The 20009-nt window shown below is 76.1% G+C and carries 15 protein-coding genes; 8 read left to right on the top strand and 7 right to left on the bottom strand.

Annotated elements, in window-relative coordinates:
• Window positions 1-71: 71 nt before the first annotated feature.
• From K1Y72_RS10270 to K1Y72_RS10260, 3 genes are all read right to left on the bottom strand, one after another.
• The gene (locus K1Y72_RS10270; RefSeq protein ID WP_220165499.1) at window positions 72-3194 is read right to left on the bottom strand and encodes a hypothetical protein; all 3123 of its coding nucleotides are present in this window, start codon (window positions 3192-3194) and stop codon (window positions 72-74) included.
• A gap of 206 nt (window positions 3195-3400) precedes the next feature.
• The gene (locus K1Y72_RS10265) at window positions 3401-4519 is read right to left on the bottom strand and encodes an ABC transporter permease (RefSeq protein ID WP_258572202.1); all 1119 of its coding nucleotides are present in this window, start codon (window positions 4517-4519) and stop codon (window positions 3401-3403) included.
• Window positions 4519-5511: an ABC transporter ATP-binding protein gene (locus tag K1Y72_RS10260; RefSeq protein ID WP_220165497.1), complete on the bottom strand. Its 993-nt coding sequence runs from the start codon at window positions 5509-5511 to the stop codon at window positions 4519-4521. Before K1Y72_RS10260 ends, K1Y72_RS10265 begins: the two co-directional genes overlap by 1 nt.
• 118 nt (window positions 5512-5629) lie before the next feature.
• On the opposite strand from K1Y72_RS10260, the gene K1Y72_RS10255 reads away from it, so the two are divergent.
• The 6 genes from K1Y72_RS10255 to K1Y72_RS10230 all read left to right on the top strand — a co-directional run bounded on the left by K1Y72_RS10255 (window position 5630) and on the right by K1Y72_RS10230 (window position 13409).
• Complete coding sequence (locus K1Y72_RS10255; protein WP_220165495.1) at window positions 5630-6400, top strand: TetR/AcrR family transcriptional regulator; 771 nt, start codon at window positions 5630-5632, stop codon at window positions 6398-6400.
• A 61-nt stretch (window positions 6401-6461) separates the two neighbouring features.
• The gene (locus K1Y72_RS37085; RefSeq protein WP_220165493.1) at window positions 6462-7628 is read left to right on the top strand and encodes a hypothetical protein; all 1167 of its coding nucleotides are present in this window, start codon (window positions 6462-6464) and stop codon (window positions 7626-7628) included.
• A 194-nt stretch (window positions 7629-7822) separates the two neighbouring features.
• Window positions 7823-9373: an AI-2E family transporter gene (locus K1Y72_RS10245; RefSeq protein WP_258572201.1), complete on the top strand. Its 1551-nt coding sequence runs from the start codon at window positions 7823-7825 to the stop codon at window positions 9371-9373.
• A 352-nt stretch (window positions 9374-9725) separates the two neighbouring features.
• Entirely contained in the window at window positions 9726-10673 is a 948-nt protein-coding gene (locus tag K1Y72_RS10240) for an acyl-CoA desaturase (protein ID WP_220165491.1), read from the top strand.
• Between the two features lie 82 nt (window positions 10674-10755).
• Window positions 10756-12537, top strand: coding sequence for a fatty acyl-AMP ligase (locus K1Y72_RS10235; protein ID WP_220165489.1), 1782 nt, complete (start codon window positions 10756-10758; stop codon window positions 12535-12537).
• 101 nt (window positions 12538-12638) lie between these two features.
• Window positions 12639-13409 (top strand): phosphatase PAP2 family protein, encoded by a 771-nt coding sequence (locus K1Y72_RS10230; RefSeq protein WP_220165487.1) that lies wholly within the window; start codon window positions 12639-12641, stop codon window positions 13407-13409.
• Here the strand turns inward: K1Y72_RS10230 and K1Y72_RS10225 are convergent.
• Complete coding sequence (locus K1Y72_RS10225; protein ID WP_258572272.1) at window positions 13363-14160, bottom strand: alpha/beta fold hydrolase; 798 nt, start codon at window positions 14158-14160, stop codon at window positions 13363-13365. The two genes, K1Y72_RS10230 and K1Y72_RS10225, sit on opposite strands and share 47 nt — an antisense overlap.
• A gap of 106 nt (window positions 14161-14266) precedes the next feature.
• Here K1Y72_RS10225 and K1Y72_RS10220 point away from each other — a divergent pair, with 106 nt between their 5' ends.
• On the top strand, window positions 14267-15217 hold the full coding sequence (locus K1Y72_RS10220) for a helix-turn-helix transcriptional regulator (RefSeq protein WP_308286991.1): 951 nt from the start codon (window positions 14267-14269) through the stop codon (window positions 15215-15217).
• A 135-nt stretch (window positions 15218-15352) separates the two neighbouring features.
• Here the strand turns inward: K1Y72_RS10220 and K1Y72_RS10215 are convergent, their stop codons facing one another.
• Window positions 15353-15910 (bottom strand): GNAT family N-acetyltransferase, encoded by a 558-nt coding sequence (locus K1Y72_RS10215; protein WP_220165485.1) that lies wholly within the window; start codon window positions 15908-15910, stop codon window positions 15353-15355.
• A gap of 165 nt (window positions 15911-16075) precedes the next feature.
• Here K1Y72_RS10215 and K1Y72_RS10210 point away from each other — a divergent pair, with 165 nt between their 5' ends.
• Window positions 16076-16789, top strand: a complete 714-nt coding sequence (locus tag K1Y72_RS10210) for a DsbA family oxidoreductase (protein WP_220165483.1) — start codon at window positions 16076-16078, stop codon at window positions 16787-16789.
• Between the two features lie 111 nt (window positions 16790-16900).
• Here K1Y72_RS10210 and K1Y72_RS10205 read toward each other — a convergent pair whose 3' ends face one another.
• Window positions 16901-17632 (bottom strand): response regulator transcription factor, encoded by a 732-nt coding sequence (locus K1Y72_RS10205; protein ID WP_220165482.1) that lies wholly within the window; start codon window positions 17630-17632, stop codon window positions 16901-16903.
• The gene (locus tag K1Y72_RS10200; protein ID WP_220165480.1) at window positions 17629-19866 is read right to left on the bottom strand and encodes a sensor histidine kinase; all 2238 of its coding nucleotides are present in this window, start codon (window positions 19864-19866) and stop codon (window positions 17629-17631) included. Before K1Y72_RS10200 ends, K1Y72_RS10205 begins: the two co-directional genes overlap by 4 nt.
• Window positions 19867-20009: the final 143 nt, after the last annotated feature.

Here is a 20009-nt window from a genome sequence, read left to right as displayed (position 1 = left end):
ACCCCCACGCCGCCCGGCGCCGCACAGCGGCGCGGCGCCGGGCGGGCGCCGAGGCCCGCCGTGCCCGGGGGTCAGGTCGCCGACAGCTCCTGGGCGACGCCGGCGAAGTCGGCGGCCGACAGCACCAGCGCACCCGCACTGCCGATCGCCTGCGTCGCCTCGGCACGACCCAGCTCGCGCGTCGCCGCCCGGTCCAGATACGCCTCGATCAACCGCGCGCCCACCAGCCGGCCCCGGCCCCGCAGCAGCGGCAGCTCACGCCGCACCACCGGCCACGCACCCGCCTCCAGCCGCAACCGCCGCTCCTCGGCCAGCAACCCCAGCAGACCCTCCCGCACCAGCGGATCCGACAGATCCGGCAGCCGCACGGCCCGCAGATCGGCCAGCAGCTCCGGCGACGCCGCCGACAGCTCACCCACCCGCTCGGGCGCGCACGTCGCCAGCAGCGCCGTGTCGCTGACCCCTTCCAACCGCGCCCGGTACAGCGCGGAGGCGTAGGCGCGGCCCTGCCCGGCGTCCAGGATCAGCTCGTCCAGGCCCTCCAGCACCAGCGCGTGCCCCGCGTGCTCGTCCAGCGCCGCCCGCAGCCCCTCCGGACCGCCCTCCCGCACCTGCTCGGCGTGCACCGTGCGGACCTCGCCGCTGGACACCTGCACCTCCGCCAGCGCCCGCGCCACCATCCGCGCCAGCCGCCGCTGCCCGCTGGACGGGCCGCCGATCAGCAGCAGCGCCGGCACCGACGCCGACGACACCTCCTGCCCCCGCAGCCGCGCCGCCCACTTGCCGCGCCGCCGCACCTCGGTCACCACCCGCTCGATGTCATCGGCACCGCACAGGAAACGGATCCCGTAGGCCTCCACGATCCGCGGACCCGACGGCTCGACCGGCGCGGGCGGCACCGGCGGCGGCGCCTCGGCCACCGGCGCGGGCGGCGGCGGCACTTCCGGCCCCCCGGCCCCCGCCGACGCACCCGCCGTCCAGCCCCGGCCGCCACCGGTGTCCAGCTGCGTGCGCGGCGGCTGCGGCGCCTGCACGCCCGCATCCAGACGCGTCCCCGCATCGGCCCCCGGATCGAACTGCGTCGCCGGCGCCTGCGGCCACGCCGGAGCACCCTGTCCCGCGTCCTCGGCCCCCGGCCACGCCACCGCCGTCGGCGGCGCAGGCGACACCGGCGGGAGCGGAGGCGGGGGCGGCAACGGAGGAGGCGACTCAAAAGCCGCCTCACTCCCCGAGGCAGTGCCACCGCCGCCACCGGAGGACTCGGTCACGGGCGGCGCCCCCTGAGCCTGCCCGGACGCCTGCCCGGGCATGTGACCGGACGTGTGACCCGGTGGCAGGGGCGGCGGGGGAGGGGGCGCGATCCGCGGCGGCTCGTCCCAGGAACCCGCGTCCCCGGCCGCTCCACCATCGCCCGGACGCCCCGCGCCCGGGTAGCCCGCAAAAGGACCGGCATCGCCCGGCGGAGGGACCGGCGGCGGCGTCGACGGGCCCGGCATGAAGGAACCCGGCGTGAACGAGTCCGGCGCGGACGGGCCGGACGGACCGGGCGGGCCGGGCGGGCCGGGCGAACCTGCGAACGGCGGACCCGCTGCGTCCATCCCCGGTGCGTTCAGGCCCGCGGCGTCCACGCCCGGTGGCGCCTGCGGCGGCGGGGCCGGCGCCACCGCGGGCGGCGGCTCGGGCGCCTCGCGCCGCTCGGGCGGCAGCGGCGCCACCGGCGCGTCGGGCGCCGAACCCGCCCGCTCGGCCGCCAGATGCGCCCGCGCCGCCGAGATGATGTCCCACGCGCTCAGCTCATCGGTCGAGGGCGGGGTGTACAGCGCGGGCGAGGTCAGCTCCGCCGCCACCGCCTGCGGCACCGCGAACCCCGTCGCCGGCGGCGGCACCTGCGCCAGCCGGCACCACGTCAGCCCCAGGCTGTAGGTGGTGGACAAAAGCGCCGCCAGCAGCTCGGCGTCCTGGGTGCGCAGCACCTCCGGCAGCCGCCCCTCCACCGGCCACAGCGCCCGCAGCGGATGCCCCGGATCGGCCAGCACCCCCTGCAGCACGCGCGCGCTCTCGGGATCCAGCCACCGCGCCAGCGCGCCCAGCGCCGCCGGCGCCGCCTGCAGATCCGCCGCCAGCACCGCCAGCCCGGCATGGCGCACCCGGTCGTGCCCGCGGCCGCCCGGCCCGCCCACCGACGCCCCGCCCAGCGCCGCCACCAGCTGCTGCAGGTCGTACAGCGCCAGCCGCAGATACTCCCCGGGCGCGGTGTCGCGCATCAGCGGCGTGGTGAACTCCGGCGGGCAGCGCCGCCGCCACTCCTGCACCACCGCCGCCGGCCCGTACCGGGCCGTCGCCAGATCCTGCTGCACGTACCGCAGCGACAGCCCCGTCACCGCCGCCAGCGCATCGGCGCCCGGACGGAACCGCGCATCGCCCTGCAACCCCGAGGCGACCTCGTACATCACCCGCGCCACATGCGCGGCGCCCGCACCGTCGCCCGCACCCAACCGCGCCGCGTAGTAGCCCGCCAGCGTGGCGAAGTCCGGCGGCATCATCCAGTGCAGCCGCTCGGCCGGAGTGGTCAGGTAGTAGGTGAACGACTCGATCAGCGGATGCTCGGTCAGCGCCACCGGCGCCCCCGCGCACCACAGCAGCGCCCCCCACGCCGCCGCGACCGTGCTCGGCGTCCCCGGCTGGAACATCGGATCGTGCTGGGCGAACTGCGCCGGGTTCACCGCCAGCGCCGTCGTCAGCGCCTGCGAGATCCGCGCCACCACCGCGGTGTCGGGCAGCGCCCCCAGGAACCCCGTCGACGTCATCCGCCCGCTGCGCAGATCCGGACCCGTGGGGAACAGCTGCGGCGGCACCGGCGGCGTCCCGGCGCCCTGCGGCGCCGGCTGCGCCACCGCCCGCTCGGCCGCGTCCGACGGCGGCGGGCTGGGATGCCAGCTGCCGTCCAGCCCGCACCGGTACCAGCGCCCCCACGCCCCGTACAGCCACCACTCGCCCGCGCTCCACAGCATCCGCGCGACGATCTGCTGCGCCCGCTGCGGCGGCGGCGCGCCCTGCCACCACGGCGAGGCCACCAGCTCGGCGACGTTGCCCTCCACCGCGGCGAACAGGTCGGCCCGCCCGTCCGAGGTCCCCGCCGCCGTGGGCGGCCCACCGCCTGCACCGGGTTGCGCCCCGGCCCCCTGCCAACTCATCCCGCGCATCCTAGCCCCGACCACGCCACCGGCCCGAACCCTCCGACAACCTCATCCACCGCCCAGCGGGCGACATCCACCATCAACACCCAGCAAACCCCGCGGCACCCCGCAAGGGAACGCCCCGCGACAACGCCGACGACACGCACCGAGAGCGTGGGGAGCGCTGGAGGGTTCCGGGGGAGGGGGGCGGACAGGGTGCGGCGTCAGGCGTTCTCGCGGCGGAAGCGGTGCACGCCCAGCGCCAACGACAGCGCCGCCAGCACCAGCGCCACGCCCGCGCCCCGCACCAGCGCCACCGACTCGAACCGCCCCAGCAGCGCCGCCCGCGCCGCGTCCACCACGTACCGCAGCGGAGTGCACCACGACAGCGCGCGCAGCCAGCCCGGCGCCATCCCCATCGGCAGCAAGATCCCCGACAGCAGCATCAGCGGCAGCGTCACCGCCGACAGCAGCGGCGCGAACGCGTCCTCCGAGCGGGTCGCCAGAGCCAGCACGTACGACAGCGACGCCACCGCCACCGCCAGCACCACCACCAGCGCCACCGCCGTGACCGCCCCCGCCACCGGCGCGCGCAGCCCCAACGCCGTCCCGACCCCCAGCAGCAGCACCGCCTGCACCGTCACCACCGCCGTGTCGTGCGCGACGCGCCCCGCCAGCAGCGCCGCCCGGCTGATCGGCGTCACCCGCAGCCGCTCCACGACCCCCGACCGCAGATCGGCGATCAACCCGAACCCGACGAAACCCGCACCGAACAGTGCCAGCTGCACCATCACGCCGGGCACGAACACCTGCCACGCCCCGCCCTCGCCGAACCCGCGCGTCCCCGCCACCTGGGCCAGCAGCGGACCGAACAGCACCAGATACAGCAGCGGCTGCATCACCCCGAACGCCACCGCCACCTTGGTGCGCAGCGTCCGCCGGCCGTGCCGGGCGAACACCAGCCAGGTGTCGCGCACCAGCGCACCGAACCCGCCCGTCCCGTCCACCGCGGCCACATCGTCCGCTGCGGTCACCCCGGCTGTCCCAGATGTCCTGGACGCGGCGTCCGCGCCGCTCGTCACCGCCGTCCCGCGCGCCGTGCCGGCCGTCCGCTTCTCGCGTTCGCCCGCCGGCGCCGTCGTCCTCTCCGTCCCGCCCGCCACGTCCGTCCTGTCCGTCCTGTCCGCCGTGCCCATGACCGTCCTCTCTTCGATGTTCTCGGCGCCGTCGCCCGTGGCGGCGCCGATGCCGCCGGTCGTCCCGGCCGGGAAACCGTCCCGCCGCCCCGCACCGCCGTCCGCTCGTGCCCCGCCGGCCCTCGCCGCGCCCGCCGCCTCCGCCATCAGGCCGCCTCGCCCAAAGGCCGCCCGGTCACGGCCAGGAACACATCGTCCAGCGAGGGACGCGCCAGGCTCAGCGACGCCACCGGCAGGCCCGCCGCCTCCAGCGACCGCAGCACCTGCGGCACGGCGCGCTCACCGTCCTGCACCCGCAGCCGCAGCCGGCCGCCCGCCACCGCCACCTCGTGCACCTCCGGACGCACCGCCAGCGCCGCACGCGCCCGCTCCAGCACCCCCGGCGACCCCGGCGCCCCCGTTCCGCCGCCGGCGCCGAACTCCGCGCCGGCGCCCGGCTCCACCACGATCACATCGCCCGACACGCGCCGCTTGAGGTCGGCGGGCGAGCCCTCGGCCACCACCCGCCCCCGATCGATGATCAGGACGCGGTCGCACAGGGCGTCGGCCTCCTCCAGGTAGTGGGTGCTCACCACCACCGTCGTGCCCTCGCGGTCGCGCAGCCCCGCCACGTGCTCCCACAGCCCGGCCCGGCTGTGGGGGTCCAGGCCCGTGGACGGCTCGTCCAGCAGCACCAGCGCCGGCGCGTGCACCAGCCCGAGCGCCACGTCCAGCCGCCGACGCTGCCCGCCCGACAGCGTCCCGCACGGCCGCCCCGCGAGATCGGCCAGGTCCAGCCGGTGCAGCAGCTCCGCCGTCCGCGCCCCGCGGTCGGCCACCCCGTACAGGCGCGCCTGCAAGTCCAGCTCCTCGGCGACCGGCACGTCCGGGCCGGTCCCGCCGCCCTGCGCCACGTAGCCGATGCGCCGCCGCACCCCGCCCGGATCGGTCCGCAGATCGCGGCCCGCCACCCGCGCCCGCCCCGCCGAGGGCGCCAGCAGCGTCGCCAGCATCCGCATCGTGGTGCTCTTGCCCGCCCCGTTGGGACCGAGCAGGCCCACCACCTCGCCCGCCGCGACCGCCAGATCCAGGCCGGCCACCGCCTCCACCCGCCCCCGCCCGGAGCCGAACGAGCGCGCCAGCCCGCTCGCCTCGATCATGTCCGCTCCACCCACGCCGCCTCCCGCAGCCGTACCCGCACCAACGAAAAGTAGAGTAACAGCAAACTTGGTGTCACTGAAAAATTTGTGTCGATCCAGCGAAGATAGGATCGGGGGCATGACCGACCCGAACGCCGGCCCGGCCGCGCCCGAACCGGGGCTGCGCGAGCGCAAGAAGCGCCGGACGCGCCTGCACATCGCCGACATCGCCACCGGACTGTTCCTGGAGCGCGGCTTCGACCAGGTCACCGTCGCCGACGTCGCCCGCGCCGCCGACGTGTCGGTCAACACCGTCTTCAACTACTTCAAGACCAAGGAAGAGCTGTTCTTCGACCGCATCGAGGAGGTCGTCGAGCACGCCGCCGCGGTCTTCGCCGCCCGCCGCCCCGGCGAGTCGGCCGCCGCCGCCTTCCGCCGCGCCTTCCACGCCGGCCTGGACGACGACGTCATCTACAGCGGCGTCCACCCCGGCGCCGAACGCTGGGCCGCGACCGTCAACGCCAGCCCCGCCCTGGTCGCCTTCCAGCGCGAGATCGGCCGCCGCTCCGAGGAACGCCTCGCCGCCGCCCTGGCCGAGGCCACCGGCGCCGGCCCCGGCGACATCACCCCCCGCACCGTCGCCGCCATGATCATGGCCGTGCAGGGCGGCCTCACCCGGCACGCCCTGGACCGCCGCCTGGCCGGAGCGGGCACCGAGGACCTCCTGCGCGAGATGCACGCCGTCGCCGACCGCGCCTTCGATCTGCTCGAACACGGCATCGCCGGCTACCCCGCCACGGGCGAGGCCGCCGGCCCCGGGAAGGACCCCACCGACGGCGACACCGGCCGCGACGCCGTCCCGGACGGCGCCCCGGACGGCGCCGGGGGAGCGGCCCGCGGACCCGCCTGATCAAAACCCGTTGCCAGGGCACCCGCGAGCGTTCCTAGACTCCATGTTCGCGGAGGCACACATGGACACCCCCGGCCCCATCGACACCCCCGGCCTGCTCGCCCACCTGCACGCCCACGGCACACCGCTCACCCTGCCGCGCGGCGGCACCCTGTGCTGGGACGACGCGGGCCTGCACCGCGCCGCCCACCGCGCCGCCCCCGAGCGCTACGCCCTGCTGTCGCTCACCGCCGGCACCCACCCCTGGCAGCGCGCCCGCACCCTGCTGCAGATCCTCGCCGCCTCCCAGGCCGGCCTGGACGCGCCCACCCGCGCCACCCTCGCCGCCACCGCCCGCGTCCTCACCCTGGCCCTGCCGCCCGCCACCGTCCTCACCACCCTGCTGGCCCTGCGCCGCCTGCGCGCCAACCACAAGCACACCACCCGCGCGATCCTGCGCTTCGTCCTGGAACACCCCGACGCCCCCACCCTCATCGCCACCCGCCGCACCGCCCTGCTCGACTGCTACGAACACGCCCTCGGCACCAGCACCGCCCGCCACTGCGCCCGCCGCATCGCCGCAGGCGACACCGGCTCCCCCCACCTGCAACGCCGCCTGCTGCGCTTCCTCACCCCCGCGCCCCCACCCCACGTCCTCACCCGCGTCACCGACCTGTACACCGGCGCCCCCGACGCCCCGCCCACCGCCTGCCCTCCGCCCGACCCCCTCCGCACCCCGCCCCTCGCCGACGCCGACCTGAACCTGGACACCGCCGCCCCCTTCCACGGCACCCTCGCCCTGGTCCTGGACACCACCCGCCACCCCGAGGCGCCCGGCACCACGCCCCTGCACGCCCTCGCCCACCGGCTGACGCGCCTCTGCCCGCGCCTGCACACCCTCCACACCCCAGACACCGGGAACGGCGAGCACGCCGGGAACGGCGAGAACGGCCGCCCCGACCTGAACGCCCTCCTGCACGCCGCCCGCGCCGCCCGCCCCGACCTCATCGCCGTCCTCACCGACCGCGACACGCCCCAGACGACAGGCCCGCCCCACCCGGCCGTCCCCGAAATCCACTACCGCCTCGACGCGGACGGCCTCCCGGACAGCCTCCCCGCCCCGGCCGCCCTGCCGCCCTGGCTGCTCGCCCACTGCACCGCCGGCGCCGACTGGCTGCACACCACGCTGCGCCACCACCTGGACGACCTCGACTCCCGCCTTGCCCCCCACACCGCCCCGCGCCCCTGACCGCACCGCCGACCCGCTCGAAAACCGGACGGGAACCGGGCCGTAGGGATGCACCGGGCCGAAATCCGCCGCGCCACCCGCGACGGAGGCGCGGGTACCGCCCGTCCACGGGACCTGAAGGTTCGGCAAAACCTCCGCACGGCGCCCCGCCCTTCACCGCGCGCCCGGCCGCACCCGCCCTAGCGTGACCCGTTATGGCGCACACACCCGGCGACCCCGCACCCCGCACCCCGCCGCCCAGCGCCCCCACCAGCACCGACAGCAGCGGCGACGCCCGCGGAGACGACCGCACCGGCGCGCCCCAGCCAGGCATCACGGCCCTGCCCGCCGACCCCACCATCCCCGGCGCCGGCGGCAGCGGAAGCGGAAGCGGCGATGGTGGCGCCGGAGGCGGCGGCGCCGCACCCGACCCGCACCGCATGCCTTCCTGGCTGCCGCGCGCCTTCGTCCTGTTCGGCGCCACCGTCCTGATGTTCGTGGCCGGACTGTGGCTGCTGGAACGCCTGCGCAGCCTCCTGCTGCTCCTGCTGACCTCGCTGTTCCTGGCCTTCGCCATCGAACCCGCCGTCAACTGGCTCGCCGCCCGCGGCTGGCGCCGCGGCCTGGCCACCGGCCTGATGTTCGTCGTCATCGGCATCTGCGCCGGTGCCTTCTTCGGCGTCCTCGGCTCCCTGCTGCTCTCCCAGACCACCACCCTGATCTCCGGCTTCCCCGGCTACGTCGACCAGGTCATCGACTGGATCAACGGCACCTTCGGCACCCACCTGTCGCGTAGCAACGTCCTCACCCGCCTGCCCACCATCACCGACGAGCTGTCCAAGCACGTCTCCGACCTCGCCGGCAACGTGTGGGGGATCGGCGCGACGGCCGCCGGCGTGCTGTTCCAGGGCCTCGGCGTGCTGCTGTTCACCTTCTACCTGTCGGCCCAGGGCCCCCAGTTCCGCCGCGCCGTCTGCTCGCTGCTGCCGCCCCGCCGCCAGCGCCAGGTCCTGTGGGCCTGGGAGATCGCCATCGACAAGACCGGCGGCTACATCTACTCGCGCGCCCTGCTCGCGGTGTTCTCGGCCGTCGCCCACTTCGCCGTCCTGTGGATGCTGGACGTGCCCTACGCCCTCACCCTGGCCCTGTGGGTCGGCGTGGTCTCCCAGTTCATCCCCACCGTCGGCACCTACCTGGCCGGCGCCGTCCCCGTCCTCATCGCCCTGGCCAGCAGCCCCATCACCGCCCTGTGGGTCCTGCTGTTCATCCTGGCCTACCAGCAGTTCGAGAACTACCTCCTGCAGCCGCGCATCACCGCCCGCACCCTGGACATGCACCCCGCCGTCGCCTTCGGCATGGTCATCGGCGGCACCGCCGTCATCGGCCCCATCGGCGCCCTGCTCGCCCTGCCCGTCGGCGCGAGCCTGCAAGCCTTCCTCAGCGCCTACATCCGCCGCTACACCGTCGAGGACCACCCCCTCACCGCCGTCACCGCCCCCCGCCGCCACAGCCGCACGCACCTGGCCCTGCACCGCCGCCACCGCGACTCCGGCAGGCAAGACCGGCAGCCGCAGACGCCCCCCGACGACGCAACGAACGACGGGCCGGACAGCAGAACGAACGACAGGACGGAGGACGGGACGAGGGGCGGCGCCGGCGTCGGAACGAACGACGGAACCGGCGACGCGACAGGTAACGCGACCAGCGACGGGACGGGCGACGGGACGGGCGACGGGACGGGCGAAAACGGCGCGCCCTCGGCGTGACGCTGACGCCGTCACCGCCGCCTCCCGGCACACGGCACGACTCCATGCCCGCCTATCCGTCGACGCGCCGCCTCCACCCTGAACCCCGATCAGGAGGAGAGCGCTGCACGCTGCGGGCTCATCCCTCACAGCACCCGGCGACGGGCCGTCCGCGACCGGTCAGGCGACCCCCGGCCCCGCCCCGGCGGGACGCGACGCGCTGACCAGGGTTCTTGTCACCGGGCTTCACAATCGCACAGCCAACTGGTGACGCCAGCACAAAGACACCTCCGGGCGCCGCCCGTACGTTCGTGGCCACCATCACGGGGCGCCCCCGGCCGCCCGACGTCCCCGACCGCACCAAGGAGCCCCCATGACCGCGGGTACCGCCGATGTGGGCCAGCGCGCCCCGCTGCCCGACATCTCTCCCAAACCGGTCCCGTTCATCGAACGGGCCAGCGTCGTGGTGTTCGTCGTCGCGCCCATCGTCGGCCTCGCCGCCGCCGTCCCCTTCTTCTGGGGCTGGGGCCTCGGCTGGACCGACGTGGCGATCTTCGCGTTCCTCTACCCCTTCAACGCCCTCGGCATCACCGTCGGCTACCACCGCCTGTTCACCCACGGCGGCTTCAAGGCCAAGCGCTGGCTGCGCATCGCCCTGGCGGTCCTCGGCGGCCAGGCCTGGCAGGGCTCGGTCATCTTCTGGGTCGCCGACCACCGCCGCCACCACAAGTACGCCGACCAGGAGGGCGACCCCCACTCGCCCTGGGCCTACGGCCCCGGCGTCATCGGCCTCACCAAGGGCCTGTTCCACGCCCACATGGGCTGGCTGTTCCGCAAGCACCGCACCTCGCGCACCAAGTACGCCCCCGACCTGCTGAAGGACCCCGACCTGCGGTTCCTCGGCCGCAACGACGTCTACGTCCTCATCGCCGCCACCACCCTGCTGGTCCCCATGGGCCTCGGCGCCCTGCTCACCTGGTCCTGGCACGGCGCCGTCACCGCCCTGTTCTGGGCCGGGCTGCTGCGCGTGCTGGCCGGCGACCACATCACCTTCTCCATCAACTCCATCTGCCACGTGTTCGGCAAGGAGGACTTCAAGACCCGCGACCGGTCGCGCAACGTGTGGTGGCTCGCCATCCCCTCCTTCGGCGAGTCCTGGCACAACCTGCACCACGCCGACCCCACCTGCGCCCGCCACGGCGTCCTCAAGGGCCAGATCGACATCAGCGCCCGCGTCATCTGGCTCATGGAGAAGGCCGGCTGGGTCTGGGACGTGCGCTGGCCCGACCACGAACGCCTCGCCACCCGCCGCGCCACCTGACCCCGAGGCGCCTGACCCCGCGCCCCCGCGTCATCCGAACCCGCCCCGCCCGGCCCGTGCGGCCCCCCGAAAGGCAGCCCCCATGACCAGCGCCCCGACACCGCCCGACCCCCACGCCCTGGACCGCACCCCGCTCGTCCAGCGCCTCGCCCGCTGGGCCGAGCAGTACCCCGACGACCGCGCCTACACCTTCATGGACTACAGCACCGACCCCGACGGCACCGCCATCGACCTCACCTGGGCCGAACTGGACCGCCGCTCGCGCGCCCTGGCCGCCGCCCTGCGCCAGATCACCGCCCCCGGCGAGCGCGCCGCCATCCTGGCCCCCCAGACCCTGGACTACATCGTCGCCGTCCTCGGCTGCATGTACGCCCGCGTCATCGCCGTCCCGCTGTTCTCCCCCGACCTGCCCGGCCACGCCGACCGCCTCCTGGCCGTCTACGGCGACGCCGAACCCCAGACCGTCCTCACCACCACCGCCGCCCTGCCCCACGTCCAGGCGTTCTTCGCCACCGGAACCGTCCCCCACCCCAAGGAGATCCTCGCCGTCGACGCCGTCGACCCCACCCTCACCTGGGACGACGAACCCATCGACGCCGACGACCTGGCCTACCTGCAGTACACCTCCGGCTCCACCCGCGTCCCGGCCGGCGTCATGGTCACCCACGGCAACATCGCCGTCAACGCCGAGCAGTGCTGGGGCACCTTCGACGGCATCCCGCGCGTGTCCACCGGCGTCAACTGGCTCCCCCTCTTCCACGACATGGGCCTGGTCACCGCCATCGCCCTGCCCATCGCCCACGCCAGCCCCGCCGTCCTGATGGACCCCGTCGCCTTCATCATGCGCCCCACCCGCTGGCTCGAGCTGCTCTCCCGCCAGTCCCACGCCTTCACCTGCGCGCCCAACTTCGCCTACGAGTACCTGTCCACCAAGGTCCCCGAGGAGGAGAAGGCCGCCCTCGACCTGTCGGGCGTGCAGGTGTTCATGAACGGCGCCGAGACCATCCGCGAGCACACCCTCACCGCCTACCTGGACGCCTACCGCGACCACGGCCTGCGCCCCGAGGTCCAGGTCCCCGCCTACGGCCTGGCCGAGGCCACCGTCTACGTCTGCTCCTCCTCCCGCTACGAACCCCCCACCGTCACCCCCGTCGACCGCGACGCCCTCGGCGACGGCACCCTGGTCCCCGTCGACCGCGACCACGAACGCGCCACCGTCCTGGTCGGCTGCGGGCAGCCCTACGGCCAGCACCTGGCCATCGCCGACCCCGCCACCGGCGCCCGCCGCCCCGACGGCAGGGTCGGCGAGATCTGGATCCACGGCCCCAACGTCACCGCCGGCTACTGGAACCGCCCCGCCGACACCGCCGACACCTTCGGCGCCACCCTCACCGGCGACCGCGGCGACCTGCCCGAGGGCCCCTGGCTGCGCAGCGGCGACCTCGGCGTCTGGCACGACGGCCAGCTCTACGTCACCGGCCGCATCAAGGACCTGGTCATCATCGACGGCCGCAACCATTACCCGCAGGACCTGGAGTACACCGCCTACCACGCCCACGACGGCGTGCGCCGCGAGTACGCCGCCGCGTTCGCCGTCCGCGGCGAGGAGACCGAGAACCTCGTCGTCGTCGCCGAACGCAACCGCCGCGTCCCCATCCGCCGCCTGGACATCGGCGAGGTCACCGCCGCCGTCCGCGCCGCCGTCAAGCAGCACCACGACGTGCGCGTCAGCGAGGTCGTCCTCATCGAACCCGGCGGCCTGCCCCGCACCAGCAGCGGCAAGATCTCCCGCAGCGCCTGCCGCAAGGCCTACACCGACGGCACCCTGCCCGTCACCGCCCGGCCCGCCGCCCCCGACGCCTGACCCCGGCCGGCCGCCCCCCGACGGCCCTCTCCGGCGGTGTCCCGGCGCGCCCGGGACGCCGCCGTCCGCGGCATCACCGCAGATGAGGCAGGATCGGAGGCATGCAGGGCCGCCGAACCGGGGGAGGACGCCCTCCCGCCACCACCACCGACGCGAGCGCCACCACGAGCGCGACTACCGACGCGAGCGCGACCGGCGACGCGACGGCGATCGTGACCACGAGCGCGACCGCGGGCGCGACCGCGCGCAGGGGCGCGGCCCGCGGTCTCGCCGTCGCCGCCGCCGTGGTCGCCGTCGCCACCACCGCCGACGTCCTGGCCGGCGGCCCGCTCCGCCACCTGGACACCTGGCTGTTCGCCGACGGACTGCCGCCCCGCACCGGCCCCTGGCACTGGTTCTGGCGCACCCTGGTCAACGCCGGCCAGTACTGGCTCGTCGGCACCCTCACCGCCCTGGCCGTCCTGGCCGCCGCCCGCCGCGCCCGCGACGTGTGGACCGCCGTCCGCGGCGGCCTGTGGCTGCTGTCCACCGAGATCATCGTGCGCGGCGCCCAGATCGCCTTCGGCCGCACCCCGCCCCGCACCGGCCACGACCTGCTGTTCCAGGACGGCTACCTGTCCTACCCCTCCGGCCACGCCGCCAACGCCGCCGCCTGCTGGCTGGTCATCACCGCCCTCACCGGCGCCGCCCGCCGATGGCGGATCGCCGCGCACGCCCTCGCCGCCACCGTCGCGGTCGCCGTCGTCGCCCTGGGCTACCACTGGGCCACCGACGCCCTCGCCGGCTGGGCCCTCGGCACCCTGCTCGGCACCGCCGGACGCGCCCTCATCCCCGCCCGCACACCCCCCGCACCGACGGCCCCCGCTCGCTGATCTCCGCCAGCAGCCCCGCCAGCGCGGCCGGCTCCGACAGCATCGGCCAGTGCCCCGTCGCCAGCTCCCGGAACTCCCACTCCGGCCCCGCCATCGGCGCGAACACCGGTGCCCCCGACGCCACCATCGCCCGCACCGCCGCCACCGGCATCGAGCACGCCACCATCGTCGAGGGCACCGGCGGCAGCGGATCGGGACGCCGCAGCGCCTGCGTCGCCGTCGCCAGCGGCTGCGGCGTCCCCCGCGTGCGCAGCGCCTCCAGATCCGCCGCCGACAACCCCTCCAGCGACGGCCCCTCCGCGGGCACGAACCGCGGCACCGGGATCAGCCACCCCCCGCCCTCCTCGGCCGCCCGCCGCTCCACCTCGGCCCGCTCCCCGGGCGGACCGAAGTCCAGCGACGCCATCCCCGACGGCATCGGCGCGGTGTCGACGTACACCACGCGCGCCACCCGGCCCGGCGACCGCGCCGCCAGCACGTCCACCGCACCCGCCACCGGCATGTGCGCCCCGCTGTGCCCCACCAGCACGACCTCGCGCAGGCCCCGGCCCTCCACCAGCGACACCAGGTCGCGCACGTGGGCGTCCACATCCACCTGAGGGGACGCCTCGCCGGCCCGCTCGGCCAGCCCCGCCAGCGTCACCGCGTGCACCTCGTGACCCGCCCCGCGCAGCCGCGCCGCCACCGCCTCCCACACCCAGCCGCCCAACCAGAACCCCGGAACCAGCACGAACGTCGCCAACGACCTCACCCCTTCACCTACCGGCCGCCGCACCCTCGCACCGGCCGCTCTCCTCCGACGCCCGCACGCTACGATCGAAACCGGACGACCTCCGCCCGGATGAGGTGAGTGACCCGTGTCACACCCCACCACCCGCGTGCTGGCCATGCTGGAACTCCTGCAGACCCACCACCGGCTCACCGGACCCGACCTCGCCGCCCGCCTCGGCGTCGACGAGCGCACCGTCCGCCGCTACGCCGCCCGCCTGGACGACCTCGGCATCCCCGTCACCGCCGACCGCGGCCGCCACGGCGGCTACCGCCTGTCGCCCGGCTACCGGCTCCCGCCCCTGATGCTCACCGGCGACGAGGCCACCGCCGTCGTCCTCGCCCTGCTCGCCGGACGCCGCCTCGGCCTGCCCGCCGCCCCCGCCGAGAGCGCCCACGCCAAGATCGCCCGCGTGCTGCCCGCCGCCCTGCGCGACCGCGTCCAGGCCCTCCAGGACACCCTCGGCTTCACCCTGGACGCCCGCGACGGCACCGACCCCGCGCCCGGCGTCCTGCTCACCCTGGCCACCGCCGCCCGCACCCGCCGCCGCACCCGCCTGGCCTACCGCTCCTGGAAGGGCGAGCGCACCGAACGCGACCTCGACCCCCACGGCCTGGTCTTCCACGCCGGCCGCTGGTACGTCACCGGCCACGACCACCGCAGCGCCGCCACCCGCACCTTCCGCCTGGACCGCGTCCACAGCGCCGACCTGCTCGACACCGCCTTCGACGACCCCGGCGACACCGACCCCGTCGGCCACCTCACCCGATCACTGGCCGCCGTGCCCTACGCCCACCGCGTGCGCGTGCTCCTGCACACCGACCCCGCCACCGCGCGCCGCCGCATCCCCGCCACCGTCGCCACCCTGCACGCCGAGGACGGCGGAACGCTCCTGGACATGCGCGTCGAGCACCTCGCCGACGCCGCCCGCATGCTCGCCGGACTCGGCCACCCCTTCACCGTCCGCGAACCCGCCGCCCTGCGCGACGCCGTCCGCGACCTGGCCGCCCACCTCACCACCCAGGCCGACCGCCCCTGACCACGCCCCGCCCCCACCGCCGGACGGCGCTCCCGCGACCATCGGACAGCGCCACGGGGCCGCGATCAGCGGCCGGCGTCACCGGCCGGCGCTCCTGGGGGAGGGGCCGGCGGATCGGGGTCGCCGGGCCGGGAGTCAGCGGGCGTCCCACTCGCGGCGCAGCATCGCGTACACGATCTCGTCGCTCCACTCGCCCTTGACGAACTCGTTCTCCACCAGGTGCGCCTCGCGCCGCATCCCCAGCCGCTCCAGCACCCGCGCCGACGCGGTGTTGCGCCCGTCCAGCCGGCCCACGATCCGGTGCAGCCCGAGGTCCTCGAACCCCAGCCGCAGGCCCTCCTCGGCCGCCTCGGTCGCGAACCCCCGGCCGTGATAGGCCGGATTGAAGATGTAGCCGATCTCGCCCTGCCGGTGCTCCCGGCTGCGCCACTGCAGGTTGACCTCGCCGACCAGCGCGCCGGTCTCGCGCCACAGCACCGCCATCACCAGCCAGTCGCCCTCCTTCTCCAGCGCAGAGGAGGCCATCTTCTGCTGGAGGAACACCCGCGACTCCTCCAGATCGCGCGGCTCCCAGTACAGGAACCGCGCCACCTCGGGCAGCGACTGGTAGGCGTACAGCTCGGCCAGGTCGCCCGGCTCGAAGGGACGCAGCAGCAGGCGATCGGTCCGCAACGGGTAATCGGGGCGCAGCACACCGGAGATCCTAAGCCACCGCACCCGCCCCGCACGCCCCCCGAACCCCCGCCCGGCCGTCCCACCCACCACCCCGAACCGGGAACAACCGGCATGACCTGGACTGTTGTGCCGGACATCATTCGACACCGAACACCCCACGCCGACTCGGGAGCTGACAACCGCATGAAGGTCGAGATCTGGAGCGACATCGCCTGCCCCTGGTGCTACATCGGAAAGGCCCGCTTCACCCAGGGACTCGCCGACTTCGCCCACCGCGACCAGGTCGAGGTCGTCTTCCGGTCCTTCGAACTGGACCCCGCCTCGCCCACCGGCACCACCAGCGAGGTCGTCCCCATGCTCGCCGCCAAGTACGGCATGACCCTGGAGCAGGCCCGCCAGGCCGAGCAGCGCGTCGCCGCCAACGCCCGCGACGCCGGCCTCGACTACATCACCGACGGCCGCGACAACGGCAACACCTTCGACATCCACCGCCTGCTGCACTTCGCCGCCGACCACGGCCGCCAGGAACGCCTCCTGGACCTGGCCTACCGCGCCAACTTCGCCGAGCAGCGATCGATCTACGACCGCGACCGGCTCCTGGACCTGGCCGCCGAGGCCGGCCTGGACCGCGACGCGGCCGCCGCCGTCCTGGACGACCCCGCCGCCTACGCCGACCGCGTCCGCGCCGACGAGCGCGAAGCCGCCGCCCTCGGCGCCACCGGCGTGCCCTTCTTCGTCCTGGACCGCCGCCTCGGCGTCTCCGGCGGCCAGCCCGCCGAGGTCTTCACCCAGGCCCTCCAGCAGGCATGGGACAGCCGCAGCCCCCTCACCACCCTCGCCGGCGCCCCCGACGCCGACACCTGCGGCCCCGACGGCTGCGACATCCCCCAGCACTGACCCGACCCGGCCCGGCCCGATCCGGCCCGGCCCGCCTCGGTCGCGGCGCACCGGCCACCCCCGCCCCGCGCGGACGCCGCCGCGCCGCGACCGAGCCGGTGCCGGCGCCGGTCAACGGTCGAAACCCCGCCCGAGTCCTGGCGATCGCGCCGCGACCGTCGCCGCGGCCTCCCGGTCGGCGACCTGGAGCTTGGCCAAGATCGTGCACACGTTGTTGCGGACGGTCTTGGACGCCAATCCCAGCCGCCCCGCGATCTGCGCGTTGGACAGGCCGGCCGCGATCAGCTCCAGCACCTGCCGCTCCCGCGCCGTCAACCGGGGGAGCGCCGCCGCGCCCGCCGCGTCCCCCGGACCCGCCCCGCCCCGCGCGTCCGCACCCGCCCGCACCGCGAAATAGGACGCCACGCGGCCCGCCAGCGCCGCCCCGAAGATCACATCGCCGCCGTGCACCACCTCCACCGCCCGCACGATCTCCTGCTGCCCGGCGCCCTTCACCAGATAACCGCGCGCCCCCGCGAGCATCGCCGCCAGCACGTGCTCGTCATCGTCGTGCATCGTCAGCACCAGCACCCCCGGCACGACCGCGCCCGCCGCAGCCGTTGAGGCCGCCGCACCTGACGCGGCCGACAGGATGCGGCGCGTCGCCTCCACCCCGTCGACTCCCGGCATCGCCAGGTCCATCACCACCACGTCCGGACGCAGCCGCGCCGCCAGCTCCACCGCCGCCGCCCCGCCGTCCGCCACGCCCACCACCCGCACCCGGCCCGACGACTCCAGCGCCAGCCGCAGCCCGTCCCGGTACATCGGATGGTCATCGGCGATCAGCACCCGCGGTCCGCTCACACCCCGCTCCCTTCCACCGCCCGGCCCCGGCCACCCGAGCCCGCACCCGCTCCGGCGCCGACGCGAGCCCCCGTGCCCGCCGCGCGGCCCGCGGGGCCGTAGGGGAGCGTCGCCAGCACCCGCGTACCGCCCTCGGGACGCGCCGCCACCTCGCAGCGGCCGCCCAGCTCCTCGGCCCGCTCGCGCATCCCCACCAGCCCCACGCCCGCCACCACCCCCGGCGGCACCCCGTGCCCGTCGTCGGCGACCTCCACCCGCAGCTCCCGCGCCCCCGCCGCCAGCCGCACCGCGCACCCCGACGCCCCCGCGTGCCGCGCCACGTTGTGCAGCGCCTCCCCGACGATCCGGTACGCCGCCTCCTCCACCGCCGCCGGCAGCACCCCCAGGCCCTCCCCGCACTCCACCGCCACCGACAGCGCCCGCGACCGGAACCGGCCGGCCAGCTGCTCCACCGCCCCCGCCAGCCCGAACTGGTCCAGCGACGGCGGCCGCAGATCGTGCACCAGCCGCCGCACGTCGCCCAGCACCACCGACAGGTCGCCCCGCACGTCCGCCAGCGTCGCGTCGGCCGCGCCGGCGTCCCGGGACGCCAGCGCCCGCGCCGCCTCGATCTTCAACGCGGCCGCCGCCAGCGACGGGCCCAGCCCGTCGTGCAGGTCCCGCCGCAGCCGCCGCCGCTCCTCGGCGATCCCCGACACCAGCTGCTCCCGGCTGGCCTGCAGATCCACCGCCAGCGCCGTCGCCCGCGCCGCCGCCGCGGCCTGCCGGATCATGTCGGCCAGCAGCCGCTGGTCGGCCTCCGACAGCCGCGCCCCCGCCCGCGCCACCAGCGCCAGCGTCCCGATCCGCACCCCCCGGTAGGCGAACGGCAGCACCACCGCGTCCGCCCGCCGCCGCCCGTGCTCCACCACCACCGCCCCGCCCCCGCTCCGCTCCAGCTCCACCCGCACGTACGGCGACCGGAACGACACCGCCACCACCCGCGCCACCTCCGCCAGCAGCTCGTCGGGCCCCCGCGAGTCCTCCAGCCGGCGCGCCAGCGCCGACACCACGTCGTACGGATCGCCCCGGCCCGTCACCAGCCGCGTCACCCACCGCTGCAACCGCAGCCGCAGCGGCCCGTACAGCACCGCCACCACCCCCGCCGCCAGCACCGCCGCCACCGGATCGTCGAACACCCGCCCCGCCCCGACGAACACCGCGGTGTCCACCGCGATCACCGCCACCGCCACCGCCCCGTACAGCAGCGTCCACCCGAGCAGCAGATCGACGTCGTACAGCCGGTGGCGCGCCACCGCCACCACCACCGCGGCCGCCACCACCGCGTGCATCAGCGCGAAGGCGATGTCGCCCACCCACCACAGCGCCCAGTCCGGCCCCGCCACCGTCAGCGCCGAACTGCCCCCCACGATGGCGATGTCGACCAGCACCGCCAGCAGCATCCACCGCAGCTGCGCCCGCCGCACCTCCCCGGCCCGCCGGAACCGCACCGCGAACGCCGCCACCGCCACCGCGAACGCCGCGAAGAACGAATCCCGGCACAGCGGCATCGCCACCTGCCAGAACCCCGGCGGCAGCGGCGGCGACAGCGGATCCAGCGACAGACCGCGCAGCGCCGGCGACAGCCGCTCGTGCAGGGAGAACTCCCACCACGGCATCATCAGCGCCAGCACGACCCCCAGCGCCTGCGCGCCGACCGCGCACCGCACCGGCCACCGCCACCGCCGCGACGGCAGGCCCCCGTCGGGGAAGAACAGCAGCGTCACCGGCACCAGCAGGTTGATCGCCGGACCGAAGCGCGCACCGACGAACACCGCCGCCGACGTCAGCGGCAGCCCGCCCCCGTGATGCAGCAGCGACAGCCCCGCGTACGCCGCCCCCGCACCGTCGGCCACCGCGACCGCCCCGCCCGCCAGCAGCAGCCACGTCATCGGATGCCGCGGCAGCCGCGTCCCCAGCACCCCGCCCGCCACCATCAGCGGCCACCCCGCCAGCGCCGATCCCCAGTGCGGCCAGTCCAGCGGCGCCGGCAGCCGCGGACCGGCCGGCCCCGCACCCACCAGCACGTCCAGCCAGACCGTCGCCGCCGTCGCCGCCGTCCCCAGCACCGCCAGCACCACCGCTGCCCGCGCCAGGCGACCATCGGCGCGCGCGGCGCGGCCCTGCCCGGCGTCCTGCCCGGCGTCCCGGGCGGCGTCCCGGACCTCGTCGCGGCCCTGCTCGGCACCCCTCATCGCACCAGCATCGCCCCGGGGACGTCCCGCCTGCCCGGGAGCAGCGTCCCAACCCGCCAGGGCACCGCGCCCCGGGCGATCCGGGGCACCGCCGGGGCGCCCGCGCCCTTCCCGCCCGGGACGCCGCGCGCCCAACCTCGCAC

It is taken from the genome of Actinomadura parmotrematis, assembly GCF_019458805.1.
In the GTDB taxonomy this organism is placed as follows: Bacteria; Actinomycetota; Actinomycetes; order Streptosporangiales; family Streptosporangiaceae; genus Spirillospora; species Spirillospora parmotrematis.
Note: the sequence above shows the minus strand (reverse complement) of the source record. Positions and strands in the feature narration are given on the sequence as shown.

Bases quoted from the DNA above. Each gene is read 5' to 3' on its own strand.
- K1Y72_RS10270 (WP_220165499.1), bottom strand. From the start codon at position 3,194: ATGAGTTGGCAGGGGGCCGGGGCGCAACCCGGTGCAGGCGGTGGGCCG.
- K1Y72_RS10265 (WP_258572202.1), bottom strand. From the start codon at position 4,519: ATGGCGGAGGCGGCGGGCGCGGCGAGGGCCGGCGGGGCACGAGCGGAC.
- K1Y72_RS10260 (WP_220165497.1), bottom strand. From the start codon at position 5,511: ATGATCGAGGCGAGCGGGCTGGCGCGCTCGTTCGGCTCCGGGCGGGGG.
- K1Y72_RS10255 (WP_220165495.1), top strand. From the start codon at position 5,630: ATGACCGACCCGAACGCCGGCCCGGCCGCGCCCGAACCGGGGCTGCGC.
- K1Y72_RS37085 (WP_220165493.1), top strand. From the start codon at position 6,462: ATGGACACCCCCGGCCCCATCGACACCCCCGGCCTGCTCGCCCACCTG.
- K1Y72_RS10245 (WP_258572201.1), top strand. From the start codon at position 7,823: ATGGCGCACACACCCGGCGACCCCGCACCCCGCACCCCGCCGCCCAGC.
- K1Y72_RS10240 (WP_220165491.1), top strand. From the start codon at position 9,726: ATGACCGCGGGTACCGCCGATGTGGGCCAGCGCGCCCCGCTGCCCGAC.
- K1Y72_RS10235 (WP_220165489.1), top strand. From the start codon at position 10,756: ATGACCAGCGCCCCGACACCGCCCGACCCCCACGCCCTGGACCGCACC.
- K1Y72_RS10230 (WP_220165487.1), top strand. From the start codon at position 12,639: ATGCAGGGCCGCCGAACCGGGGGAGGACGCCCTCCCGCCACCACCACC.
- K1Y72_RS10210 (WP_220165483.1), top strand. From the start codon at position 16,076: ATGAAGGTCGAGATCTGGAGCGACATCGCCTGCCCCTGGTGCTACATC.
- K1Y72_RS10200 (WP_220165480.1), bottom strand. From the start codon at position 19,866: ATGAGGGGTGCCGAGCAGGGCCGCGACGAGGTCCGGGACGCCGCCCGG.